The organism is Enterobacter cloacae complex sp. 2022EL-00788 (assembly GCF_026627565.1).
Taxonomy (GTDB): Bacteria; Pseudomonadota; Gammaproteobacteria; order Enterobacterales; family Enterobacteriaceae; genus Enterobacter; species Enterobacter pasteurii.
On record NZ_JAPNMC010000004.1, the window covers coordinates 95,206 to 116,936 of the forward strand.

Below are 21,731 nucleotides of genomic sequence, written 5' to 3' on the forward strand. Positions count from 1 at the left end.
TTGAGAGCTGAATGATGAAATACAGTTCACCCGGAATGATCATCGCAGGCTTTCTTATCTCCTCCCCTCTGCTCGCCGTTGAGTTTAACATTAACGCAATCGATAAAGACCAGCGCGGTAATATTGATATTTCACAGTTTAAAGATAAGAACCACGTCGCACCGGGAAACTATTTTGTTACTGTTTCGGTAAATAACACGCCCCTTGCGAACGGCTGGCAATTAGCCTGGAGGCGTAAAGGCGAAACCACGGAAGCGTGTATTCCGGCAGCGCTGGCAGATACCTTCGGCCTGGACGACAAGATCCGCAGTACGCTACCTGATAAAGCAGGCTGCGTCGATTTTAGCGGCTTATCACAGGTTCACTTCGCGTTTATCCAGGCAACCCAAACGCTGGAGATAACCCTGCCTCAGGCCTGGCTACAGTATCGCGCCACCAACTGGATGCCGCCAGCCACCTGGGACAACGGCGTCTCCGGCGTGCTGCTGGATTACAACCTTTTTGCCAGCCGCTACCAGCCTGACGAGGGCACGGCCAGCGATAGCCTCAACACCTACGGTACTGCCGGGGCTAACCTGGGCGCCTGGCGCCTGCGCGGGGATTACCAGTACGCGTTCAATAGAACGGATGATGGCTCGCAGAGCGAGGGGCGCTTATCCCGCGCTTACCTTTTTCGTCCGCTACCCACGCTCGGGTCAAAGCTGACGCTGGGGGAATCTGATTTCCAGTCCGATATTTTCGACAGTTTTTCCTATACGGGCGCCTCGCTTATCAGCGACGAACGTATGCTGCCCTGGTCACTGCGCGGCTATGCGCCGCAGGTATCCGGTATCGCGCAAACCAACGCGACCGTGACGGTCAGCCAGGCTGGCAGGATCATCTACCAGACCAGGGTCCCACCCGGCCCGTTCGTTATCCAGGATATTAACCAATCGGTGCAGGGCACCCTCGACGTCAACGTCACTGAAGAAGACGGCCGCTCTAGCACCTTTCAGGTTTCAGCCGCTTCGGTCCCTTTCCTGACGCGGAAAGGCCAGGTTCGCTATAAGGTGGCGGGCGGAAAAGCCCGTCAGGACAGCTCGCACAGCGTAGAAAGCGAGGCTTTTTTAAGCAGCGAATTCTCCTGGGGTTTGCTTTCCCGGACGTCTCTTTACGGCGGCTTACTCAACAGCGGCAGTGACTATCGCGCGCTGGCGGCGGGTATAGGGCAAAACATGGACTGGCTTGGAGCGCTGTCGATAGATGTCACCCAGGCCACCAGCCGGCGGCTCGGGGAGGATAAGCGGACCGGATACAGTTACCGAATCAACTACAGCAAACGCTTCGATACCACCGGCAGCCAGCTTACGCTTGCCAGCTACCGCTATTCCGACAGCCGCTATCTCAGCTACGCCCGCTATCTTGAACAAGACCAGGACGACGCAGAAACGGAGAAACAGACCTTCAGCATCACCGCCAGCCAGTATATTCCTGCCCTGTCGCTTAACCTCTACCTCGGCATGCTGCGCCAGACCTGGTGGGACAGAGAAGCGTCCACGACGGGCACCCTGACGGCAGGCTATAACTTCGATCTTGGCCGCTGGAAAAACCTTGGCGTAACGGCCTCGTGGAGTAAAACGCACTACCCGGATCAAAGCGATGATACGCAGATCTACGTTTCGCTCAGCGTTCCTCTCGATTCGGATCATCGTCTTAATTACGACGTGCGGCACAGCGACAGCATGCGCCAGACGCTCTCCTGGTATGACTCCTCTGACAGGAACAACACCTGGGGAATCTCCGCAGGAACAGAGAGTGAAGCACCCGATGCCGGTGCGCAAGTTAGCGCTAACTACCAGCATTATGCCGGAACGGGTGACCTGAACCTTTCAGGCAGCTATAAGGCCAGTGAATACCGTTCGGTCAGTGCGAGCTGGAACGGTTCGTTCACCGCAACCGCTCAGGGAGCGGCCTTTCACCGACGAAGCTATGGCAACGAGCCGCGCGTGATGGTCAGTACGGAAGGTATCGGCAACATCCCGCTAAACCAGTCACGCGATACCACAAATGCGCTTGGCGTCGGCGTGCTGCCCGCCTTTTCCAGCTATATACCCGCCAGCGTGCAGGTCAATCTGAACAGCCTGCCGGAGGGCGTAGACGTTGATAACCGCGTGATCCGCTCTGCCTGGACCGAGGGTGCAATAGGCTATCGAATGATTGCCACCCGCCAGGGGCAGGACGTGGTTGGGGTATTGCATACCGCTACCGGCGCGCCGCCGCTTGGTGCGCTGGTTCGTCAGCGTGATTCCGGGCAGGAGATGGGGATTGTCGCGCAGGACGGACATATCTGGCTGGGCGCGGTAAAAGCCGGACAACACTTTACGGTCACGTGGGGAGATAGCCAGCGGTGCCATTTCTCCCTGCCGGCCACCCTGGAAAACGTTACGCAGCTCATCCTGCCCTGCCAGTAAGTTATCACTATGAAATCAAAAACGTTATTTGCAGCACTTTGTATTTGCAGCCTCGGCTTCTCGCACGCCGCCGTTAACCTCGATCGGACGCGCATTGTTTTCCCTGAAAGCGATAAGGCCAGCAGTGTGACCATCGAGAACCAGAGCAAATCGCTCCCCTACCTTGCCCTCGCCTGGGTGGAGGATGCGGACGGACGCAAAGAAGACAGCCATTTTATGGCCCTGCCGCCCATTCAGCGCCTTGAGCCCGGTACGTCGTCACAGGTGCGGATCGTCAGGCAGCCCGCGACGCAGCAGCTTCCCGGCGATCGCGAGACGCTGTTCTTTTTCAACCTGCGTGAGGTTCCGCCAAAAAGCGCAAGCCCGAAAGAAGCGCGCAGCGTCATGCAGGTGGCCATGCAGAGCCGCATCAAGCTGTTCTGGCGACCGGAAGCCATCCGCAAGAAGGCGGGAGACGATGCGGAAATGCGGCTGGCGGTGACTGTGGCGGGCAAAACCATGACGCTGAAAAACCCCACGCCCTATTTCATCACCCTGGCCTGGCTGAGCAACAACGGAAAAACCATGCTCCCGGGATTCGATAGCCTGATGATTAGCCCATACGACACCCGCACCCTCACGCTAAGTGAACCGGAAGGAAGCGGCTACAGCATCGGTTACATTGATGATTACGGTGCGCTACGCAAGGTCAATCTGACCTGTTCACGGTCAACCCGGTGCGCGCTGACGCCGCGCAAGGCAGGGCAACATGCGACATCCCGTTAAGCTTTTCTTTCTGCTGCTGGTGATGTTGCCGCTTAAGCATGCCCTCGCCCTGAACTGTTACCTGGGCACGCAAAACGGTCCGGTCGAGCAAACCAAAACGGTGTCGGAATTTTCGATACCCAGCAACGCAAAGGTCGGGCAAAAAATCTGGGAATCCAGCGACATAAAGATCCCGGTTTACTGCGACAGGAATACCGCCTCAAATCATGAGAACGAAAACGTGTTCGCCTGGGTGAACCCTTACCCGTCGGTATCAGATCCTTACTATGAGCTGGGCGTCACCTACGAGGGGGCAGATTACGATGCGACCGGACACACCTTCGGCGTGGATACCGGCCAGTGTCTGGATAACAATAGCCTGAGCAAATACTCAGCTGAACAGCTTAAGGCGATGGGCTGGGAGAAGAACATCTGTTCAGGAAACGCGTCGGACGTCCATACCTCACGCACCTTTGCAGCGCGCTTCAGGCTCTACGTTAAGCTCAAAGCGATACCGCCTCAGGGTTACGTCAGCACGCTCGGGGATTATATCGTCGTGCAGTTTGACGGCAAAGGCGGCGTAAATGCCCTTTGGGATGCGAAAAACCTCAAATACCACATCAACGGGCTGGAAAATATCAAGGTTCTGGACTGCGGGGCAACGTTCAGCATTTACCCTGAAAATCAGGAGATTGATTTTGGCACCTTCAGCGCGCGCGACATTGTGAACAAGGGAACGCGTACGCGAATGTTCACGGTTAAAACCAGCAAAATGCAGGACGCGCAGTGTTCAGACGGCTTTAAGATCGACTCGTCGTTCTATACCGATAACGAACTCACGGCCAACGATACCGCGCTGCTGATCGGCAACGGCTTAAAGCTGCGTATTCTCAACGGCACGCAGCCCTACGCCTTTAACCAGTATGACGAATATGCCGATTTCACCGGCTCAGTGCTGCATTTTGAGACGCACTACACCGCTGAGCTTTCTCATGCCGAAGGCTCGCGCATTGAATCAGGCCCGTTTGAAACCGTCGTGCTGTTCAAAATTAACTACCACTAAAAACAAAAAAGCCGGGTTTCCCCGGCTTTCTTACATCAGCAATTTCAGCTGGCTTTGCGCTCGTGCGCCTGGCGATACTCCACCAGATCTTCAATCGTCACCACCGGCATATTGTGCAGACGCGCAAAGGTGATGCACTCCGGCGCGCGCGCCATGGTGCCATCATCGTTGGTCAGCTCGCACAGCACGCCCGCCGGCTTGAAGCCAGCCAGCGTCACCAGATCGATGGTCGCTTCAGTATGACCACCACGGGTAAGCACGCCGCCCGGCTGCGCGCGCAGCGGGAAGACGTGGCCCGGGCGGTGCAGGTCGGAGGGTTTCGCCCCATCGGCGATCGCTGCACGTACGGTAGTCAGACGGTCAGCCGCCGACACGCCGGTGGTCACGCCGTGCGCGGCTTCAATGGTCACGGTAAAGCCGGTACCAAAGGCGCTGGTGTTGTTTTCAACCATCATCGGCAGATCGAGCTGCTGGCGACGGTCTTCGGTAATACACAGGCATACGATGCCGCTACCGTGACGGATGGTCAGCGCCATCTGCTCAACGGTCATGTTTTCGGCGGCAAAAATCATGTCGCCTTCGTTTTCACGGTGTTCATCGTCAAGCACCATCACACCGCGGCCTTCGCGCAGTGCATCCAGTGCGTGTTCAACACGTTCAGTTGAAGTGCCAAAAGAGGAAAGTAGCGTCTGATTCATGGTAAAAAAACCTCATTAACAATATGGTTACCAGAATCAGGGCAGTCTTAGGAGCGCCGGACAAGCGGCAAAAAAATAACGTGAGCGGGCCATGCCCGACTGGATCGTTACTCTCTCCCATCCGGACTTTAACCGTCGGCCCCGGAATTACACCGGATCTGCTGACCTTTGAGTGTTCACCCAAAGCGCTCGCGGGCTTTCAGCGTCACGCTGATTTACCGCCGGTGGGGAATTTCGCCCCGCCCTGAGAATAAGCGAGATAACTATAACGCTATTGATTAACCTGGGCAATGCATAAGCTTCAAACAATTTTGTTTACCCCGGGCAGGACGCGCTACAATGTTCATCAACACCGACTTATCAAGGGAAGCCATTATGATTGACCCAAAGAAAATTGAGCAGATCGCGCGTCAGGTTCATGAGTCCATGCCGAAGGGCATTCGTGAATTTGGTGATGACGTTGAGAAGAAAATCCGCCAGACGCTGCAGGCGCAGCTGGTTCGCCTTGATTTAGTTAGCCGTGAAGAGTTTGACGTGCAGACCCAGGTTCTGCTGCGCACCCGTGAGAAGCTGGCGCTGCTGGAACAGCGTCTGAGCGAGCTGGAAAACCGTAATTCGCCGGAAGAAGTGAAGCCGGCACCGGCCATTCCACCGGTGGATGACCAGGAGTAAGTGCGGCCTGATGCCCTCACCCCAGCCCTCTCCCACGGGGAGAGGGTGAAAAAAACGGGCCAACCGGCCCGTTTTTTAATGACTGTCTTTCTGGATCTTTTTGATGATGTTGGTGGTTGAACACCCGTCCTCAAAGTTGAGCACCATCACCTCACCGCCGTTTGCCCAGACCTCTTCGCTCCCCGCGATTTGCTCTGGTTTGTAATCCCCACCTTTTACCAGCAGGTCTGGCAGGATCCCGGCAATCAGGCGCTGCGGCGTGTCTTCTTCAAACGGCACAACCCAGTCCACCGCTTCCAGCGCGCCAAGCACAACCATGCGCTGCTCCAGCGGGTTCACCGGACGCGTTTCGCCTTTCAGACGTTTGGTTGAGGCATCGCTGTTAACCGCCACGATCAGGCGGTCGCCCAGCTTGCGCGCGTTCGCCAGATAAGAGACGTGGCCCGCGTGCAGAATGTCGAATACGCCGTTGGTCATCACCACTTTTTCACCGCGTTTACGCGCGGCGGCAACGGCCACCTTCAGCTCTTCTTCGGTCATGACGCCAAAGCCGGTATCGGCACGGCCGCGCACCGCGTTTTCCAGCTCGATTGGCGAAACGGTAGAGGTCCCGAGCTTGCCAACCACCACGCCCGCCGCGGCGTTCGCGAAGTAGCACGCTTCTTCCAGAGAGTTACCCGCAGCCAGCGTCGCCGCCAGCACGCCGATCACCGTATCACCGGCACCGGTCACGTCGTACACTTCCTGCGCCTGGGTTGGCATATGCAGCGGCGCTTTGCCCGGCTGGAGCAGCGTCATGCCCTGCTCGGAGCGGGTCACCAGCAGCGCGGACAGCTCAAAGTCAGCGATAATCTTCATCCCGCGCTCAACCAGCTCTTCCTCGGTTTTGCACTTGCCCGCCACCGCTTCAAACTCGGAGAGGTTTGGCGTCAGCAGCGTTGCGCCGCGATAGCGCTCAAAGTCGGTGCCTTTAGGGTCGATCAGTACGGGTACGCCGGCTTTACGCGCCAGCTGGATCATCGTCTGCACGCTGGCCAGCGCGCCTTTGGCGTAGTCCGACAGCACCAGCGCGCCGATATGGCCCAGCGCCTGGCTGATGCGCTCGTGCAGCGGCTCAGGATCCACGCCCTCGAAACCTTCTTCGAAGTCGAGGCGGATCAGCTGCTGGTTACGCGACAGCACGCGCAGCTTGGTGATGGTCGGGTGCGTCGGAACCGAAACGAAGTCGCACTTCACGTTCACGTCCGCCAGCGACTGGCTCAGCGCGCGCGCCGCATCGTCGATGCCGGTCAGGCCCACCAGACGCGACTGCGCGCCCAGAGAGGCAATGTTCATCGCCACGTTTGCCGCGCCGCCCGGACGCTCCTCAATGGTATCGACCTTAACCACCGGCACCGGCGCTTCCGGTGAGATACGGCTGGTCGGCCCATACCAGTAGCGATCCAGCATCACATCACCGACAACCATAACCCCAGCACGTTCAAACTCTGGCAGTGTTACTTTCATTCCTGACTCCAGAAAGATTCACAATTTGCGCGCGATAATATCACACTTGTTTTGTTACGCACGGTTCCACCAGCCACTTCTGCCAGCTGGCGGTCACCTGCGCGCGTTCTTCGGCGAAACAGTCCAGCGCCACATGGCCCGGCTGCTCCTGCAGCGCCAGGTGGTGCAGCTCGTCGCGCAGCGTGGTATAGGCACGGGTTAAGGCCTGCGCCTCCTGCTCGTCCATGATGTCGTTTTGCGCCAGCAGTTCCAGAATGCGCACGTTATCCGACCAGCGGGTCAGCTTCGGCTTATCGTGCGCGTGCAGCAGCACCAGGTACTGCGTGATAAATTCAATATCGGTAATGCCGCCTTCATCGGCCTTGATATCAAAGCGATCGCGATGTTTGTTGCCAAGGTGCGCGCGCATCTTCTCACGCATCTCCCGCACCTCGGTTTGCAGCGTGCTGCCCTCGCGCGGGGTCGTCATGACCGTCTTGCGAATTGCATCAAACTGCGTTTTGAGCTGCGGATCGCCGTACACCACGCGGGCGCGCACCAGCGCCTGATGCTCCCACGTCCAGGCTTCGTTCTTCTGATAGTCGGCAAAAGCGTCCGTCGAGGTGACCAGCATGCCTGCCGCGCCGGACGGGCGCAGGCGCGCATCCACTTCATACAGAATGCCGGACGAGGTGCGGGTGCTGAACAGGTGCATAATGCGCTGGGCCAGGCGCAGGTAGAACTGCCGCCCGTCGATTTCGCGCTCGCCGTCGGTCATCACGTCTGCCGGACAGTCGTGCAGGAAAATCAAATCCAGATCGGAGCTGTAGCCCAGCTCCCATCCGCCCAGCTTTCCGTAACCCACCACCGCAAAACCGCGCCCCTCGCGGTCAGCAAGGTGCTTCGGCTGGCCGTAGCGGGCCACCATCTGCACCCACGCCTGGTGAACCACCGCGTCTATGATCGCCTCCGCCAGCCAGGTTAAGTGATCGCTCACTTTCATCACCGGCAGCGTACCGGCAATATCTGCCGCCGCCACGCGCAGCATCTGCGCCTGCTTGAACTGACGCAGCGCCTCAAGCTGCTGCTCTTCGTCCTCCTCCGGCACGCGCAGCAGATACTGGCGCAGCTCGTCGCGGTAGGCGTCCGTCGCCGTCGGCTGATACAGCGTATTTGGATCGAGCAGCTCGTCCAGCAGCAGCGGATATCGCGCCAGCTTGTTGGCCACCATCGGCGAGGCGGCGCAGAGGGAAATCAGGTGCTTGAGCGCGGCGGGAAACTCGCTCAGCAGCTCAAGGTAGGTGGTACGCGTGACGATCCCGCTCAGGAGCGGCATCATGCGCGACAGCGGCACCGGCGCATCCTCGCGGGAGCAGACGTCGCTCAGCAGATGCGGCATCAGGTGATCCAGCACCTGACGACCGCGCGGGCCAATGGCGCGCTTGTTCAGTTCGAGGCGGAAGTCGGCGATTAACGCCACCACGCGATGGCGGGCATCGTCGCTTAGGTGCGCCAGCACCGGCGTGGTGTCATCTTCCTGGAGCGCGTCCTGCCACAGCTCGCGCCAGTGTTCGGAGAGCGCGTCGTCCTGCGATTCGCTTTCGTCATCGCCGATCAGATCGTTAAAGATACGGCGCACGCCCGCCATGTGAGCGTCCAGCTTTTCGATCAGCGTTGCCCAGTCCTCCACGCGCATGCCCCAGGCCAGACGCGCCCGGTTCAGCTCATCGCCCGGTAACGTCTGGGTCTGTTCGTCGTTGATGCTTTGCAGCAGATTTTCCAGACGACGCAGGAACAGATAAGACTCACGAAGCGTTTGCGCGTCGCCTTCCGGCAGCAGATGCAGCCGGTCGATAGCGCTCAGCGTCGGCAGCAGCGAGCGGGACTGCAAAGAGGGCTCACGCCCGCCGCGTATCAGCTGGAAGACCTGCACGATAAATTCAATTTCACGAATACCGCCTGCGCCAAGCTTGATGTTGTCCTTCAGGCCACGTCGGCGCACCTCGCGGGCAATCATTCCTTTCATGTTTCGCAGGGACTGGATCACGCTGAAGTCGATGTAGCGGCGGAACACGAACGGGCGAAGCATGGCGCGCAGCTCGTTGGCGTAAGCGTCATCGCTGTCGCCCATGATCCGCGCTTTCACCATCGCGTAGCGCTCCCAGTCGCGGCCCTGCTCCTGGTAATAATCCTCCAGCGCGGCAAAGCTCAGCACCAGCGGACCGCTGTCGCCAAACGGGCGCAGGCGCATGTCCACGCGGTAGACAAAGCCGTCCTGCGTGGGCTGATCCAGCGCCTTTATCAGCCGTTGCCCCAGCCGTGTAAAGAACTGGGCGTTGTCCAGCTCGCGGCGACCGCCGCGCGTGGAGCCGTTCTCCGGCCAGGCAAAAATCAGGTCGATATCCGAAGAGAAGTTCAGCTCGCAGCCGCCCAGCTTCCCCATCCCCAGAATCAACAGCGGCTGCGGAACCCCTTCTTCGCTGCACGGCGTGCCCCACTCTTTACAGCAGGCGGCGTAGAGCCAGTCCCGCGCGGCGATAATCAGCGTCTGCGCCAGCTCGCTCAACTGCAGCAAGGTGCTCTCTTCGCTCACCAGCTCCAGCGCCTGCGCCCAGGCAATGCGCACCATCACCCGGCGGCGGAACTGACGCAGAACGCGCATCAGCGTGGCTTCATCCGCCACCTCTGCCAGCGCGGCCTGCAGCCAGCCAGCATAATGCCGCCACTCGTCAGCCTGCGGCGGCGCGCTTTCCAGCTCTGCCAGCCAGTCCGGGTTGGCGCTGACGCTCTCCTGCACAAAATCACTGAACGTGAGCACGCTTTTCGCCTGCTCGCTTAACGATGACGCGGGTAACGACTCGGGCAGGCGTTCGCAAACGGTCTGCCAGTGCTGCTGTAACTGCGAAGAAAGCGGCATATCAGGGGTTCCTTGCCAGAATTAACGTTTTCCGCTGTGCAGCCAGTACGGATCCTGCGAAATGGCCTCGTTGCGGAAATGCTCGATCTCAATCTGCTGACGGGTCTCGATGGCATGCTTCAGCCCCTGCCAGTTCTCCAGCCAGGCCTGCGCTTTTACGCTCTCATACGCGCCGGACAACAGCAGCATGCTGTCGATGTTGCGCGCAAGGCGGGGAAGCTGGTCGCCATACTGGTCGCCCAGCGGATGCGCGAAGGTCGTTCTCAGCTCGGCGGCGTGGCGGGAAAGATGGATATCCGCAAAGCGTTTGAAGTTTTCCGCGATTTTGGTCTGCCCTTTCGCATCAAGGAAAGTGCGCCAGCCGCGGGTCACCAGAAACTCGGTCAGCGCCAGTTTTGCGCTGGCGTTTTGCGGGCTGTAGATCGCCGTTTGTGCCGATACGTCGGAAAGCATCAGCGTTTCGGTCTGGGTCAGCAAATCACGTAAGTGAGTGCTGGCTTTACGCGGCACGATACCGCCGAACAGCGTCAGGGTATGACGCACCAGGCCGATGGCGGCCAGCACCTGTTTTTTGGCATTTTTCACGTTACGCGCCCACAGCTCCTCGTGGTACTGCCACTGGGAGAGCGCCAGCTCCAGCGCCGCTTCCATGCCCTGCTCAACGGAGGCTTTCGGCACAACGCGCAGAATGGGCGTTTCTCGCAGCACGCGGGGTGGATTCCCGGCAGCGAGATGATAGCCGCGCGCCGCTTTGCTCAGGCTGCCCTGGCGTAAGCCCGGCTGGTTCACCAGCTTACGCGCCAGCTTCAGCACGTCGCTCGCCTCACCCTCCAGCAGTTCAAGCTCCAGCTCGCAGATGGGCTCCTGCTCTTCGCCAGCCTTAACCTCACCCCGGTCAAACGCGATTTCAATGCGGCTTTTGCCTTCCGTCACCAGCCACTTCTCGCGCCAGAAATCGGTGCTGAACAGCGGTTTTACCTCTGCCGACAGCGTTGCGGGCAGCGTGCCTTCCGGCCAGACTTCCGCCGGAAAACGTTCCAGCTCAAGTTCTGGCTTACTGATGTCGATATTGTATTCCGGGCGCTGGTGCAAACCGCCCACCACGCGACCGGCAATTTTCATCGTCATCTCGTAGCGCCCGTTCGCGCCGCGGATGCGCAGGCCCATATCGTGGTTACGCAGCCAGCTGTCCGGCGTTTCGTAATAGATGTTGAGCAGCTGTACGGGTTCATGGTGCTCGCCGGACAGCGTATTCAGATGCTGGCGAAGCGCGTCAGCGCTCTCTTTTTCGACGATAAACTTTAATTCGATCTCTTGTGCCATAGCCTTGTACTTTTGCGTGCGTCACAGACGCGTCGATGAGGGCGAACTTCCTCGCCATTTGTTTGTCAGTACATAGTATTTTGCGCCAAATTGCCACGCAATGAGCAATTTGACGGGCGTAAAAGTTAAAAGCGGTGGAAATCATGACACAGATGATTCCGATTGATGATGAATCCTTTGCGTAGCGACACTGATACCACTACTATCGTTCCACTTTTTATGAAAATAACGACTGATATGCTTAAATTACGCCTGATTGGACTTACTTTACTCGCTTTTAGCGCCGCAACCGCGGTCCACGCTGAAGAGAAACGTTACGTTTCTGATGAACTGAACACCTGGGTACGCAGCGGCCCCGGAGACAATTATCGCCTCGTGGGTACGGTAAATGCCGGCGAGGAAGTGACTCTGCTGCAAACGAATGCAGACACCAATTACGGTCAGGTTCGTGACAGCTCTGGCCGCACCTCCTGGATCCCGCTGAAGGAGCTGAGCACGGTACCAAGCCTGCGCACCCGCGTGCCGGATCTGGAAAATCAGGTGAAAACCCTGACCGATAAGCTGAACAACATTGACGGCACCTGGAACCAGCGCACCGCGGAGATGCAGCAGAAGGTGGCGCAAAGCGACAGCGTGATCGCCGGTCTGAAGGACGAAAACCAGAAGCTGAAAAACGAACTGATTGTCGCGCAGAAGAAAGTCAACGCCGCCAATCTTCAGCTTGATGACAAACAGCGTACCATCATCATGCAGTGGTTCATGTATGGCGGCGGCGTGCTGGGCGTAGGCCTGGTGCTGGGTCTGGTGCTTCCTCACCTCATCCCAAGCCGCAAGCGTAAAGACCGCTGGATGAACTAACTCGTCTTCTCTGCCACACTTACGTATTATCTTGCGACAAGAAAAAACGGGAGAGTGGGGCGTGAAGAGTTATCTGGTCGGTGGTGCGGTACGTGATGCGTTGTTAGGTCTGCCGGTCAAAGATAAAGACTGGGTGGTGGTCGGTGCCACGCCCGAAGCGATGATTGACGCGGGCTACCAGCAGGTAGGCCGCGATTTTCCCGTGTTTCTGCATCCGAAAAGCCGGGAAGAGTACGCCCTGGCGCGTACTGAACGAAAATCGGGTTCCGGCTATACCGGCTTCACCTGTTACGCCGCCCCGGACGTGACGCTGGAGCAGGATTTACTGCGCCGCGATCTCACCATCAACGCGCTGGCTCAGGACGAAAACGGCCATATCATCGACGCCTACGGCGGCCAGAACGATCTGCGCGACCGTCTTTTACGCCATATTTCCCCTGCCTTTTCGGAAGATCCGCTTCGCGTGCTGCGCGTCGCGCGTTTCGCCGCCCGTTATGCCCATCTCAGCTTCCGCATCGCCGACGAGACGATGGCGCTGATGACGGCCATGACCGAAGCCGGCGAGCTGGCACACCTGACGCCGGAGCGCGTCTGGAAAGAGACGGAAAATGCCCTGACCACCCGCAATCCACAGGTCTTTTTCCAGGTGCTGCGCGACTGCGGGGCGCTGAAGGTGCTGTTCCCGGAAATAGACGCGCTGTTTGGCGTTCCGGCGCCGGCGAAATGGCACCCGGAAATTGATACCGGTATTCATACCCTGATGACGCTCAGCATGGCCGCCATGCTCAGTCCTGAGGTGGACGTACGCTTCTCCACCCTCTGTCACGATCTCGGCAAAGGGTTAACGCCAAAAACGCTCTGGCCGCGCCACCACGGGCATGGCCCGGCAGGGGTGAAGCTGGTCGAAGGGCTATGCCAGCGCCTGCGCGTGCCGAATGACATCCGCGACCTGGCGAAGCTGGTTGCCGAGTTCCACGACCTGATCCACACCTTCCCGATCCTGAAGCCTGCCACCATTGTGAAGCTGTTCGATAACATCGACGCCTGGCGCAAGCCGCAGCGCGTGGAGCAGATTGCGCTTACCAGCGAAGCGGACGTGCGCGGCCGTACCGGATTTGAAGCGTCCGATTATCCGCAGGGGCGTTTGCTGCGCGAAGCGTGGGAAGTGGCTAAGGCGGTACCAACGAAAGCGGTGGTAGAAGCAGGGTTTAAGGGCCCGGAAATTCGCGAAGAGCTGACGAAGCGGCGGATTGACGCGGTTGCGGCGTGGAAGGAAAAACGTTGCCCTCAGCCGAAAGACTGAGGGCGGTTGGTCATCAGAAGAAGACAACGTACACGGCAGCCGCGACGATAAAGCGGTAGATCGCGAACGGAATGAACGAGATACGCTTAATCAGCTGCAGGAAGGTTTTGATGGCAATCAGCGCCACGATAAAGGCGGTGATAAAGCCCACGGCGAACATCGGAATGTCGCCCACGGTCAGGAAGCCAATGCTTTTATAGAGGTCCAGCGCGGTGGCGCCCATCATCATCGGCACCGCCAGCAGGAACGAGAACTCAGATGCCGCGTAACGGCTTACGCCCATCAGCATCCCGCCGGAAATCGTTGCGCCTGAACGGGAGAAGCCCGGCCACAGCGCCAGACACTGGAAGCAGCCAATGATAAAGGCCTGGCGATAGGTCATATCGTCCAGACCTTCCGCACGCGGGATTTTTGGCTTCAGCATTTCTGCAGCAATCAGCAGGAAGCCGCCGACCACCAGCGCGTACATGACGTTAATCGGGTTAAACAGCGATTTAATGGTATCGTGGAACACCAGCCCCAGCACCACCGCCGGGATCATCCCAAGCAGAATATGAATCAGCGTCAGGCGGCCTTTGCTCTCTCCTTCACGCTGCGGCAGACGCCCGAAGTGGATGCCGATCAGGCCAAACAGACGACGCCAGAACATTACGACCACCGCCAGGATAGAGCCCAGCTGAATCACCACCTCAAACGTCTTTGCGGTTTCACCCTCAAAGCCCAGCAGATGGCCAACGATAATCATATGGCCCGTACTGGAAACCGGCAAAAATTCCGTCAATCCTTCGACCACACCCAGTATTGCCGCCACCAGCAGCGAGTGCATATCGCTCATCTATAAACCCCTAAAAAGATATTAAAAAACGCTCGCCACAGCGGCTAACGTGAAAGACACGGTTTTAAGACCGGTATAATCTAAAATGGTTTAGCTATTATGACGTTAAATCTTCCCTTTCAGATTTGTGCCACGCTCGATGATGACGCCCACGTTGGCCGCGCGCGCCACCGCGCCCGGCTTGCTCAGCCTGATGCGCACCCATGGAGAATTAAACTTGCTCAACAGCAGCTCCGCCACCTCTTCCGCTACGCGCTCCACCAGCGCAAAACGTTGCCCTTCAACGTGCGCGATAACCGCTTCACTGATGTCGGCGTAGCTCAGACAGTCGTTCACATCATCGCTTTTTGCTGACCTGCGGTTATCCCAGCCCATTTCGATATCGAACACCAGCTTCTGCTCGATGGTCTGTTCCCAGTCGTAAACACCAATTGTGGTGATTACCGAAAGTTGCTCTATAAATACAATATCCATCACGACCTGCCTGCTTTTTGGCTAAACCGGATACCACTTCCGGCGAATTATGCGTATTATCCACAGATGCTGAGAATACAGATACATTTTCAAAACGGAACAGCGTTATGAGTGCAATCGCGCCTGGAATGATTCTCCTCGCCTACCTTTGCGGCTCAATCTCCAGCGCCATTCTGGTCTGCCGCATCGCCGGGTTACCTGACCCGCGTGAAAGTGGTTCCGGGAATCCGGGGGCGACCAATGTACTACGAATTGGCGGCAAGGGAGCAGCCGTAGCGGTTTTGATTTTTGATGTTCTGAAAGGGATGCTTCCCGTCTGGGGCGCATATGCGCTGGGCGTCACGCCGTTCTGGCTGGGGCTGATTGCCATCGCCGCCTGCGTTGGCCATATCTGGCCTGTTTTCTTTGGTTTTAAGGGCGGGAAAGGCGTGGCCACCGCGTTTGGTGCGATTGCGCCTATCGGCTGGGACCTCACCGGCGTGATGGCGGGCACCTGGCTGCTGACCATCCTTCTGAGCGGCTATTCGTCGCTGGGCGCCATCGTCAGCGCGCTGATTGCCCCGTTCTACGTCTGGTGGTTCAAGCCGCAGTTTACCTTCCCGGTGTCGATGCTCTCGTGTCTTATCCTGCTGCGCCATCACGACAATATTCAGCGCCTGTGGCGACGTCAGGAGACGAAAATCTGGGCGCGGTTAAAGCGGAAGAAGAGAGAGACGCGGTAGGGTTTTATTTACTTTTAGTGGAATTGTTCCGTTCACTTTATGACCAACAGAATATGACGTTCCGGAACCCGTGAACGTGATAAGGGGGCCACCGCGGCCCCCTTATCAATCCCCGCGGCCCCGCGACGAAATCGGTGCTTCGCACTGCGCTCACCTCACGACCCGCTGCCTGCGGTCGGCTCAACTCGACATCCTGTCTCGATTCGCCTCTGGCCGCCATCCCTGGCGTCCAGCCCTTGTCATCCGGTCTCCGGTTCGCCGATTTCAGCGGGGACTCAACACCCGTGCCACATTCACGCTGCTGAGAAGGTTGAGTAAACGCCTGATCCGGCTGAAAATCGCTGAGGCGTTGACCGCAGGCCGGGGCGAGGCGCATGGATGCGCCAAGAGGGCGTGACCTACATGGATGTAGGATCGCGCCCGACCCGATAGCCGGAGGGAATAAGCCGAAGGGACCGCGCAGCGGCGATTTTCTTTGCCGGGAGCCGGGATTGTTAAGGGGGCCGCGGTGGCCCCCTTAACACGTTCACCGCAGCGGGATACCCATAAAGCAGAAAAGCCATAGTGAACGGAACCCTTCCACCGCAGCCCCAAAATACAGGCCCCATCCATAAGCGACTCATATGACAGCCTTCATTTCCGCCAGGGCATACTGAAACGTATCTCCCGGGCGCGCGCGAATGGAAGCACCATGTTAGCAACTCAGGTAACTGATAATTCGTACAAAGGCTGGCAGGCCTCGCTTGACCTGCGGTTTTGCCACACGCCTGAGAAAACCCTCCTCCATGCCGCGCACCACGTCGGGCCGCTCACGGTTCAGCGTCCGTTCTACCCCGAAGGGGAAACCTGCCATCTCTATCTGCTGCACCCGCCGGGCGGCGTGGTGGGCGGTGACAGGCTGGATATCACCGCGCGCCTGGACGCCAAAAGCCACGCGCTTATCACCATGCCCGGCGCCAGCAAGTTCTATCGCAGCAGCGGCCCGCAGGCTCGCCTGAACCAGCATTTTTACCTGGACAAAGACGCCACGCTGGAGTGGCTGCCGCAGGATACCATTATCTTTCCCGGCGCACATGCCGCGCTGCGTTCCGTCTTTCACCTGCGCGCTACCAGCACGCTGCTGGCCTGGGAGCTGTACTGCCTGGGCCGCCCGGTGATTAACGAAACCTTTAGCCACGGCACGCTGGAGAGCTGTCTTGAGGTGTGGATTGATGACGAGCCGCGGCTGATTGAGCGCCAGCATCTCAGCGGCGGCGATCTCTCCCCCGTCGCCGGTCATCCGTGGGTCGGCACGCTGCTGTGCTATCCGGCCAGGGAAGACCATCTCGACGCGGTGCGCGACCGGCTTACGCCTCTGGAACATTTTGCGGGCGCAACGCTCACCGACGATCTGCTGTCGGTGCGTTTTCTCTCCCACGATAACCTGATTTGCCAGCGGGTGATGCGCGACATCTGGCAGTCGCTTCGCCCGCTTCTCACCGCCAGAACCGCCTGTTCACCGCGCATCTGGCAGACATAAGAGAAACGTTATGGAACTGACCCCCAGAGAAAAAGACAAGCTGTTGCTGTTTACCGCCGCACTGGTTGCCGAACGCCGCCTTGCGCGCGGGGTAAAGCTCAACTATCCGGAATCGGTCGCGCTGATCAGCGCCTTTATCATGGAAGGCGCGCGCGATGGCGAAACCGTCGCCTCGCTGATGGAGGCGGGCCGCCACGTCCTGACGCGCGATCAGGTGATGGAGGGCGTGCCGGAGATGATCCCGGATATTCAGGTGGAAGCGACCTTCCCGGACGGATCCAAGCTCGTCACCGTCCACAACCCGATCGTGTAAGGAGCATGTGATGATCCCAGGCGAATACCAGATCCAGCCCGGCACTATTGCGATCAACGTTGGGCGAGACACCCAAAGCGTGATTGTCGGAAACCACGGCGACAGGCCGATTCAGGTCGGATCGCACTACCACTTTTACGAGGTCAACCCGGCGCTGAAGTTCGAACGCGAAGCCACCCGGGGCTACCGGCTGAACATTCCGGCAGGCACCGCCGTGCGCTTCGAGCCCGGCCAGAAGCGGGAGGTAACGCTGGTACAGATTGCCGGGGCGCAGCGCATTTTCGGCTTTCGCGGCGAGGTGATGGGCGAGGTGAAGCATGGCTGAGATTTCACGCCGGGCTTACGCCGATATGTTCGGCCCCACCGTCGGCGATAAGGTCCGGCTGGCGGACAGCGAGCTGTGGATCGAAGTGGAAGACGACCTGACGGTCTACGGCGAAGAGGTCAAATTCGGCGGCGGGAAGGTGATCCGCGACGGCATGGGCCAGGGGCAGATGACCGCGCAAGACTGCGTGGATCTGGTGCTGACCAACGCGCTGATCGTCGATCACTGGGGGATCGTGAAGGCGGATATCGGCGTGAAGAACGGGCGGATCTTTGCCGTCGGTAAAGCCGGGAACCCGGATATTCAGCCCGGCGTAACGATCCCGATCGGTGCCGCAACGGAAGTGATTGCCGCCGAAGGGAAGATCGTTACCGCAGGCGGGATCGACACCCACATCCACTGGATCTGCCCGCAGCAGGCGGAAGAGGCGCTGGTCTCCGGCGTTACCACCATGATCGGTGGCGGCACCGGCCCGGCGGCGGGCACCAACGCCACCACCTGCACGCCGGGTCCGTGGTATATCTCCCGAATGCTACAGGCTGCCGATGCCCTGCCGGTGAATATCGGCCTGCTGGGCAAGGGTAACGGCTCCAGCCCGGATGCCTTGCGAGAGCAGATCGCGGCGGGTGCCATCGGGCTTAAAATCCACGAAGACTGGGGCGCCACGCCTGCGGCCATCAACTGCTCGCTGGAGGTGGCTGAAGAGATGGATATACAGGTGGCGCTGCACAGCGACACCCTGAACGAATCCGGGTTTGTGGAAGATACGCTGGCGGCCATTGGCGGGCGCACCATCCACACCTTCCACACCGAAGGCGCGGGCGGCGGCCACGCGCCGGATATCATCACCGCCTGCGCGCATCCCAATATTCTGCCCTCCTCCACTAACCCGACGCTGCCCTACACGGTGAACACCATCGACGAGCACCTCGATATGCTGATGGTTTGCCACCACCTCGACCCGGATATCGCCGAGGACGTGGCGTTTGCCGAGTCGCGTATTCGGCGGGAAACCATTGCAGCCGAAGATGTGCTGCACGATATCGGCGCGTTCTCGCTCACCTCGTCAGATTCACAGGCCATGGGCCGCGTGGGGGAAGTGATTATCCGCACCTGGCAGGTGGCGCACCGCATGAAGATCCAGCGCGGCGCGCTGGCGGAAGAGACCGGCGATAACGACAACTTTCGCGTGAAGCGCTATGTCGCCAAATACACCATCAACCCGGCGCTGACCCACGGCATTGCCCATGAGGTGGGTTCGGTTGAGGCGGGCAAGCTGGCGGGTCTGGTGGTCTGGTCCCCGGCATTCTTCGGCGTAAAACCCGCCACTATCGTCAAGGGCGGGATGATCGCCTGCGCGCCGATGGGCGATATCAACGCCTCTATCCCGACGCCGCAGCCGGTGCATTACCGCCCGATGTTTGGCTCGCTGGGCGCCGCACGCCACGCCACGCGCCTGACGTTTATCTCACAGGCGGCCCAGGCCAGCGGCATTGCGCAGCAGCTCAACCTGCAAAGCGCCACGGCGGTGGTGAAAGGCTGCCGGACGGTGAAAAAGGCCGACATGATCCACAACGATTTACAGCCGAACATTACCGTCGATTCGCAAACCTACGAGGTACGCGTCGACGGCGAACTGATGACCAGCGAACCGGCAGAGGTTCTGCCGATGGCGCAACGCTATTTCCTGTTTTGAGGAGTGATGATGATCTATTTAACCCAACGCCTCGATCGTGCCCGCCCCGTCACCGCCAGCGTCACGCTGCCGATTGACGTGCGGGTAAAAAGCCGCGCCCGCGTGGCGCTGAACGACGGCCGCGAAGCCGGGCTGATGCTGCCGCGCGGCCTGCTGCTGCGCGGCGGGGATCTGCTGACCACCGACGACGGCAGCCACGTGGTTGAAGTGGTCGCCGCCCCGGAGTCCGTCTCCGTGGTGCGCTGCGCCGATCCGTTCCTCCTCGCCCGCGCCTGCTATCACCTGGGCAACCGCCACGTGCCGCTGCAGGTTATGCCCGGCGAATTGCGCTACCACCACGACCACGTGCTCGACGACATGCTGCGCCAGTTCGGGCTGGAGGTGACCTACGCCAGCCTGCCGTTTGAACCGGAAGCGGGCGCTTACGCCAGCGATGCCCACGGCCATAGCCACGCTCACGCCCACTCACATTAAGGACTCATCATGCGCACGTTTCTTCCCCTGTTACTGCTGGCCTTTTCCGTTCCGGCGCTCGCCCATCCCGGACACGGTACCGACAGCTTCCAGGCCGGCTTTCTTCACCCGCTGACCGGGCTCGATCACCTGCTGATGCTCACCGGAGCGGGCGTGCTCTCGGCGCTGAGCGGCCGCAAGCTCCTGCTGCCGCTGGCTACCCTTGGGATGATGCTCGTCGGCGCCATTGCGGGCAGCCTGCTCGGCGGCTTTAGCGGCATGGAGATGCTGATTATCGCCTCGCTGGCGTTCAGCGGCGTGATGATGTTTAAAACCGAAAATCGCCTGCTGCTGGCGGTGCCGGCCCTGGCAATGTTCCACGGCTGGGCGCACGGCGTGGAGATGTCCGGACACAGCTTCTGGCTGTTTACCGGTGGCTTTATGATGGCCAGCGCTACGGTGCTGTGCGCCAGCTTCGCGGCGGGACTGCTGCTGCGCCGCCACGACGGCCTGCGTAAAACCTTCGGCGGCGGGCTGATCGTCTCTGCCCTGCTGGCGCTGATGAGCTGATGGAATACGCCCGCCAGCGGCTGCGCCTGATGCAGCTCTCCAGCAGCAGCCTGCCGGTCGGGTCGTTTACCTGGTCGCAGGGGCTGGAGTGGGCCGTGGAGGCAGGCTGGGTCACCGACGTCGAGGCCTTCAGGCGCTGGCAAATCCAGCAGATGGAGCAGGGCTTTTTCTGCGTCGATCTGCCGCTCTTTATTCGCCTGTACCGTGCCTGCGAGCAGCAGGATCGGCTGGCAGCAAAACGCTGGACGGCGTACCTGCTCGCCTGTCGGGAAACGCGCGAGCTGCGCGATGAAGAACGCAACCGTGGCGCGGCGTTTACGCGGCTCATTAAAAGCTGGGAGCCAGACTGCCCGGCAGAGTGGCTCCCGCTGTTTATGCAGAGCCAGCTCTGCGGCATGGCGTGGCTTGGCGTGCGCTGGCGCATTGACGCGCGCGAGCTGGCGCTGAGCCTCGGCTATAGCTGGATTGAGAGCGCGGTGATGGCGGGCGTCAAGCTGGTTCCCTTCGGGCAGCAGGCGGCGCAGCAGCTGATTATCGAACTCAGCAACCATTTTGCCGCCGGGTTTGAACAGGCCTTTTTACGTGACGACGACGCGCTGGGGGCTGCCACGCCGCTCTCCGCCATCGCCTCTGCACGCCACGAAACACAATACTCACGGTTATTCCGTTCCTGAGGAGTCAACATGGCTGATTACAAACATCCCCTGCGCGTTGGCGTAGGTGGCCCGGTGGGGTCGGGCAAAACCGCCCTCCTGGAAGCGCTCTGCAAGGCGATGCGCGACACGTACCATCTGGCGGTGGTGACGAACGATATTTACACCAAAGAGGATCAGCGCATCCTCACCGAGGCGGGTGCCCTGGAGCCGGAGCGCATTGTGGGCGTGGAGACGGGCGGCTGCCCGCACACGGCCATTCGCGAAGATGCCTCGATGAACCTGGCGGCCGTGGAAGCGCTCAGCGAGAAGTTCGGCAACCTGGATCTTATCTTCGTCGAAAGCGGCGGCGACAACCTGAGCGCGACCTTCAGCCCGGAGCTGGCGGATCTGACCATCTACGTGATTGACGTCGCCGAAGGGGAAAAGATCCCCCGCAAGGGCGGGCCGGGGATCACCAAATCCGATTTTCTGGTGATCAATAAAACCGATCTCGCGCCGTACGTGGGAGCATCGCTGGAGGTGATGGAGCGCGACACCAACCGCATGCGCGGCGAGCGTCCGTGGACGTTTACCAACCTGAAGGCGGGCGACGGTCTGGGAACGATTATTGCGTTTCTGGAAGAGAAAGGGATGCTGCGGATCTGAAAAACGGCCT

21 protein-coding genes and 1 riboswitch are annotated in these 21,731 nt (G+C 59.6%); of the genes, 15 read left to right on the plus strand and 6 right to left on the minus strand.

Annotated elements, in window-relative coordinates; translation table 11 throughout:
* Positions 1 to 11: 11 nt before the first annotated feature.
* From OWK27_RS07355 to OWK27_RS07365, 3 genes are read left to right on the plus strand one after another with little or no spacing between them, the layout of a single operon-like run.
* Positions 12 to 2,450, plus strand: a complete 2,439-nt coding sequence (locus tag OWK27_RS07355; RefSeq protein WP_267590118.1) for a fimbria/pilus outer membrane usher protein — start codon at positions 12 to 14, stop codon at positions 2,448 to 2,450.
* A 9-nt stretch (positions 2,451 to 2,459) separates the two neighbouring features.
* Positions 2,460 to 3,215, plus strand: a complete 756-nt coding sequence (locus tag OWK27_RS07360; RefSeq protein WP_267590119.1) for a molecular chaperone — start codon at positions 2,460 to 2,462, stop codon at positions 3,213 to 3,215.
* Positions 3,199 to 4,257, plus strand: a complete 1,059-nt coding sequence (locus OWK27_RS07365; protein ID WP_252004160.1) for a type 1 fimbrial protein — start codon at positions 3,199 to 3,201, stop codon at positions 4,255 to 4,257. Before OWK27_RS07360 ends, OWK27_RS07365 begins: the two co-directional genes overlap by 17 nt.
* A 44-nt stretch (positions 4,258 to 4,301) precedes the next feature.
* On the opposite strand, the gene ribB is transcribed toward OWK27_RS07365, so the two are convergent.
* Positions 4,302 to 4,955: a 3,4-dihydroxy-2-butanone-4-phosphate synthase gene (ribB, locus tag OWK27_RS07370; protein WP_148418446.1), complete on the minus strand. Its 654-nt coding sequence runs from the start codon at positions 4,953 to 4,955 to the stop codon at positions 4,302 to 4,304.
* A gap of 105 nt (positions 4,956 to 5,060) precedes the next feature.
* Positions 5,061 to 5,211, minus strand: a riboswitch (FMN riboswitch).
* Between the two features lie 119 nt (positions 5,212 to 5,330).
* Here ribB and ubiK point away from each other — a divergent pair.
* A complete protein-coding gene (ubiK, locus tag OWK27_RS07375) occupies positions 5,331 to 5,627 on the plus strand; it encodes a ubiquinone biosynthesis accessory factor UbiK (protein ID WP_148418445.1) in 297 nt (98 codons plus the stop codon).
* 75 nt (positions 5,628 to 5,702) lie between these two features.
* Here ubiK and hldE read toward each other — a convergent pair whose 3' ends face one another.
* From hldE to OWK27_RS07390, 3 genes are read right to left on the minus strand one after another with little or no spacing between them, the layout of a single operon-like run.
* Positions 5,703 to 7,133: a bifunctional D-glycero-beta-D-manno-heptose-7-phosphate kinase/D-glycero-beta-D-manno-heptose 1-phosphate adenylyltransferase HldE gene (gene hldE / locus OWK27_RS07380; protein ID WP_267590120.1), complete on the minus strand. Its 1,431-nt coding sequence runs from the start codon at positions 7,131 to 7,133 to the stop codon at positions 5,703 to 5,705.
* 40 nt (positions 7,134 to 7,173) lie between these two features.
* Positions 7,174 to 10,029, minus strand: a complete 2,856-nt coding sequence (gene glnE, locus OWK27_RS07385) for a bifunctional [glutamate--ammonia ligase]-adenylyl-L-tyrosine phosphorylase/[glutamate--ammonia-ligase] adenylyltransferase (RefSeq protein ID WP_252004158.1) — start codon at positions 10,027 to 10,029, stop codon at positions 7,174 to 7,176.
* A gap of 21 nt (positions 10,030 to 10,050) precedes the next feature.
* Positions 10,051 to 11,352, minus strand: coding sequence for an inorganic triphosphatase (locus OWK27_RS07390; RefSeq protein ID WP_267590121.1), 1,302 nt, complete (start codon positions 11,350 to 11,352; stop codon positions 10,051 to 10,053).
* A gap of 237 nt (positions 11,353 to 11,589) precedes the next feature.
* Here OWK27_RS07390 and OWK27_RS07395 point away from each other — a divergent pair, with 237 nt between their 5' ends.
* Positions 11,590 to 12,210: a TIGR04211 family SH3 domain-containing protein gene (locus OWK27_RS07395; protein WP_001303390.1), complete on the plus strand. Its 621-nt coding sequence runs from the start codon at positions 11,590 to 11,592 to the stop codon at positions 12,208 to 12,210.
* A 61-nt stretch (positions 12,211 to 12,271) separates the two neighbouring features.
* On the plus strand, positions 12,272 to 13,513 hold the full coding sequence (locus tag OWK27_RS07400) for a multifunctional CCA addition/repair protein (protein ID WP_267590122.1): 1,242 nt from the start codon (positions 12,272 to 12,274) through the stop codon (positions 13,511 to 13,513).
* Between the two features lie 13 nt (positions 13,514 to 13,526).
* Here OWK27_RS07400 and bacA read toward each other — a convergent pair whose 3' ends face one another.
* Together bacA and folB are read right to left on the minus strand one after the other, a co-directional pair.
* Positions 13,527 to 14,348 carry an undecaprenyl-diphosphate phosphatase gene (bacA, locus tag OWK27_RS07405; RefSeq protein WP_148418440.1) on the minus strand — a complete coding sequence of 274 codons (822 nt, stop codon included), beginning with the start codon at positions 14,346 to 14,348 and terminating at the stop codon, positions 13,527 to 13,529.
* A gap of 105 nt (positions 14,349 to 14,453) precedes the next feature.
* The gene (gene folB, locus OWK27_RS07410; RefSeq protein ID WP_267590123.1) at positions 14,454 to 14,822 is read right to left on the minus strand and encodes a bifunctional dihydroneopterin aldolase/7,8-dihydroneopterin epimerase; all 369 of its coding nucleotides are present in this window, start codon (positions 14,820 to 14,822) and stop codon (positions 14,454 to 14,456) included.
* Between the two features lie 107 nt (positions 14,823 to 14,929).
* Between folB and plsY the strand changes: the two genes are divergently transcribed.
* The 9 genes from plsY (at position 14,930) to ureG (ending at position 21,721) form a co-directional block, all read left to right on the plus strand.
* On the plus strand, positions 14,930 to 15,544 hold the full coding sequence (plsY, locus tag OWK27_RS07415; protein WP_013098765.1) for a glycerol-3-phosphate 1-O-acyltransferase PlsY: 615 nt from the start codon (positions 14,930 to 14,932) through the stop codon (positions 15,542 to 15,544).
* A gap of 691 nt (positions 15,545 to 16,235) precedes the next feature.
* Positions 16,236 to 17,063: an urease accessory protein UreD gene (locus tag OWK27_RS07420; RefSeq protein ID WP_267590124.1), complete on the plus strand. Its 828-nt coding sequence runs from the start codon at positions 16,236 to 16,238 to the stop codon at positions 17,061 to 17,063.
* 10 nt (positions 17,064 to 17,073) lie between these two features.
* Positions 17,074 to 17,376 carry an urease subunit gamma gene (locus OWK27_RS07425; RefSeq protein ID WP_003862556.1) on the plus strand — a complete coding sequence of 101 codons (303 nt, stop codon included), beginning with the start codon at positions 17,074 to 17,076 and terminating at the stop codon, positions 17,374 to 17,376.
* A 10-nt stretch (positions 17,377 to 17,386) separates the two neighbouring features.
* Positions 17,387 to 17,701, plus strand: coding sequence for an urease subunit beta (locus tag OWK27_RS07430; protein ID WP_267590125.1), 315 nt, complete (start codon positions 17,387 to 17,389; stop codon positions 17,699 to 17,701).
* Entirely contained in the window at positions 17,694 to 19,397 is a 1,704-nt protein-coding gene (gene ureC, locus OWK27_RS07435; RefSeq protein WP_267590126.1) for an urease subunit alpha, read from the plus strand. Before OWK27_RS07430 ends, ureC begins: the two co-directional genes overlap by 8 nt.
* 9 nt (positions 19,398 to 19,406) lie before the next feature.
* Positions 19,407 to 19,871: an urease accessory protein UreE gene (gene ureE, locus OWK27_RS07440; protein WP_267590245.1), complete on the plus strand. Its 465-nt coding sequence runs from the start codon at positions 19,407 to 19,409 to the stop codon at positions 19,869 to 19,871.
* Between the two features lie 9 nt (positions 19,872 to 19,880).
* Positions 19,881 to 20,420 (plus strand): HupE/UreJ family protein, encoded by a 540-nt coding sequence (locus OWK27_RS07445; protein WP_267590127.1) that lies wholly within the window; start codon positions 19,881 to 19,883, stop codon positions 20,418 to 20,420.
* Positions 20,420 to 21,094 carry an urease accessory protein UreF gene (locus tag OWK27_RS07450; protein ID WP_252004153.1) on the plus strand — a complete coding sequence of 225 codons (675 nt, stop codon included), beginning with the start codon at positions 20,420 to 20,422 and terminating at the stop codon, positions 21,092 to 21,094. Before OWK27_RS07445 ends, OWK27_RS07450 begins: the two co-directional genes overlap by 1 nt.
* Before the next feature lie 9 nt (positions 21,095 to 21,103).
* The gene (gene ureG / locus OWK27_RS07455) at positions 21,104 to 21,721 is read left to right on the plus strand and encodes an urease accessory protein UreG (RefSeq protein WP_242170467.1); all 618 of its coding nucleotides are present in this window, start codon (positions 21,104 to 21,106) and stop codon (positions 21,719 to 21,721) included.
* Positions 21,722 to 21,731 lie beyond the last annotated feature (10 nt).

Coding starts and splice junctions, on each gene's coding strand:
- ureC (WP_267590126.1), top strand. CDS start 17,694: ATGGCTGAGATTTCACGCCGGGCTTACGCCGATATGTTCGGCCCCACC.
- ribB (WP_148418446.1), bottom strand. CDS start 4,955: ATGAATCAGACGCTACTTTCCTCTTTTGGCACTTCAACTGAACGTGTT.
- OWK27_RS07450 (WP_252004153.1), top strand. CDS start 20,420: ATGGAATACGCCCGCCAGCGGCTGCGCCTGATGCAGCTCTCCAGCAGC.
- ureE (WP_267590245.1), top strand. CDS start 19,407: ATGATCTATTTAACCCAACGCCTCGATCGTGCCCGCCCCGTCACCGCC.
- OWK27_RS07395 (WP_001303390.1), top strand. CDS start 11,590: ATGCTTAAATTACGCCTGATTGGACTTACTTTACTCGCTTTTAGCGCC.
- glnE (WP_252004158.1), bottom strand. CDS start 10,029: ATGCCGCTTTCTTCGCAGTTACAGCAGCACTGGCAGACCGTTTGCGAA.
- OWK27_RS07420 (WP_267590124.1), top strand. CDS start 16,236: ATGTTAGCAACTCAGGTAACTGATAATTCGTACAAAGGCTGGCAGGCC.
- plsY (WP_013098765.1), top strand. CDS start 14,930: ATGAGTGCAATCGCGCCTGGAATGATTCTCCTCGCCTACCTTTGCGGC.
- folB (WP_267590123.1), bottom strand. CDS start 14,822: ATGGATATTGTATTTATAGAGCAACTTTCGGTAATCACCACAATTGGT.
- OWK27_RS07365 (WP_252004160.1), top strand. CDS start 3,199: ATGCGACATCCCGTTAAGCTTTTCTTTCTGCTGCTGGTGATGTTGCCG.
- OWK27_RS07360 (WP_267590119.1), top strand. CDS start 2,460: ATGAAATCAAAAACGTTATTTGCAGCACTTTGTATTTGCAGCCTCGGC.
- ureG (WP_242170467.1), top strand. CDS start 21,104: ATGGCTGATTACAAACATCCCCTGCGCGTTGGCGTAGGTGGCCCGGTG.
- OWK27_RS07445 (WP_267590127.1), top strand. CDS start 19,881: ATGCGCACGTTTCTTCCCCTGTTACTGCTGGCCTTTTCCGTTCCGGCG.
- OWK27_RS07355 (WP_267590118.1), top strand. CDS start 12: ATGATGAAATACAGTTCACCCGGAATGATCATCGCAGGCTTTCTTATC.
- hldE (WP_267590120.1), bottom strand. CDS start 7,133: ATGAAAGTAACACTGCCAGAGTTTGAACGTGCTGGGGTTATGGTTGTC.
- ubiK (WP_148418445.1), top strand. CDS start 5,331: ATGATTGACCCAAAGAAAATTGAGCAGATCGCGCGTCAGGTTCATGAG.
- OWK27_RS07390 (WP_267590121.1), bottom strand. CDS start 11,352: ATGGCACAAGAGATCGAATTAAAGTTTATCGTCGAAAAAGAGAGCGCT.
- bacA (WP_148418440.1), bottom strand. CDS start 14,348: ATGAGCGATATGCACTCGCTGCTGGTGGCGGCAATACTGGGTGTGGTC.
- OWK27_RS07425 (WP_003862556.1), top strand. CDS start 17,074: ATGGAACTGACCCCCAGAGAAAAAGACAAGCTGTTGCTGTTTACCGCC.
- OWK27_RS07430 (WP_267590125.1), top strand. CDS start 17,387: ATGATCCCAGGCGAATACCAGATCCAGCCCGGCACTATTGCGATCAAC.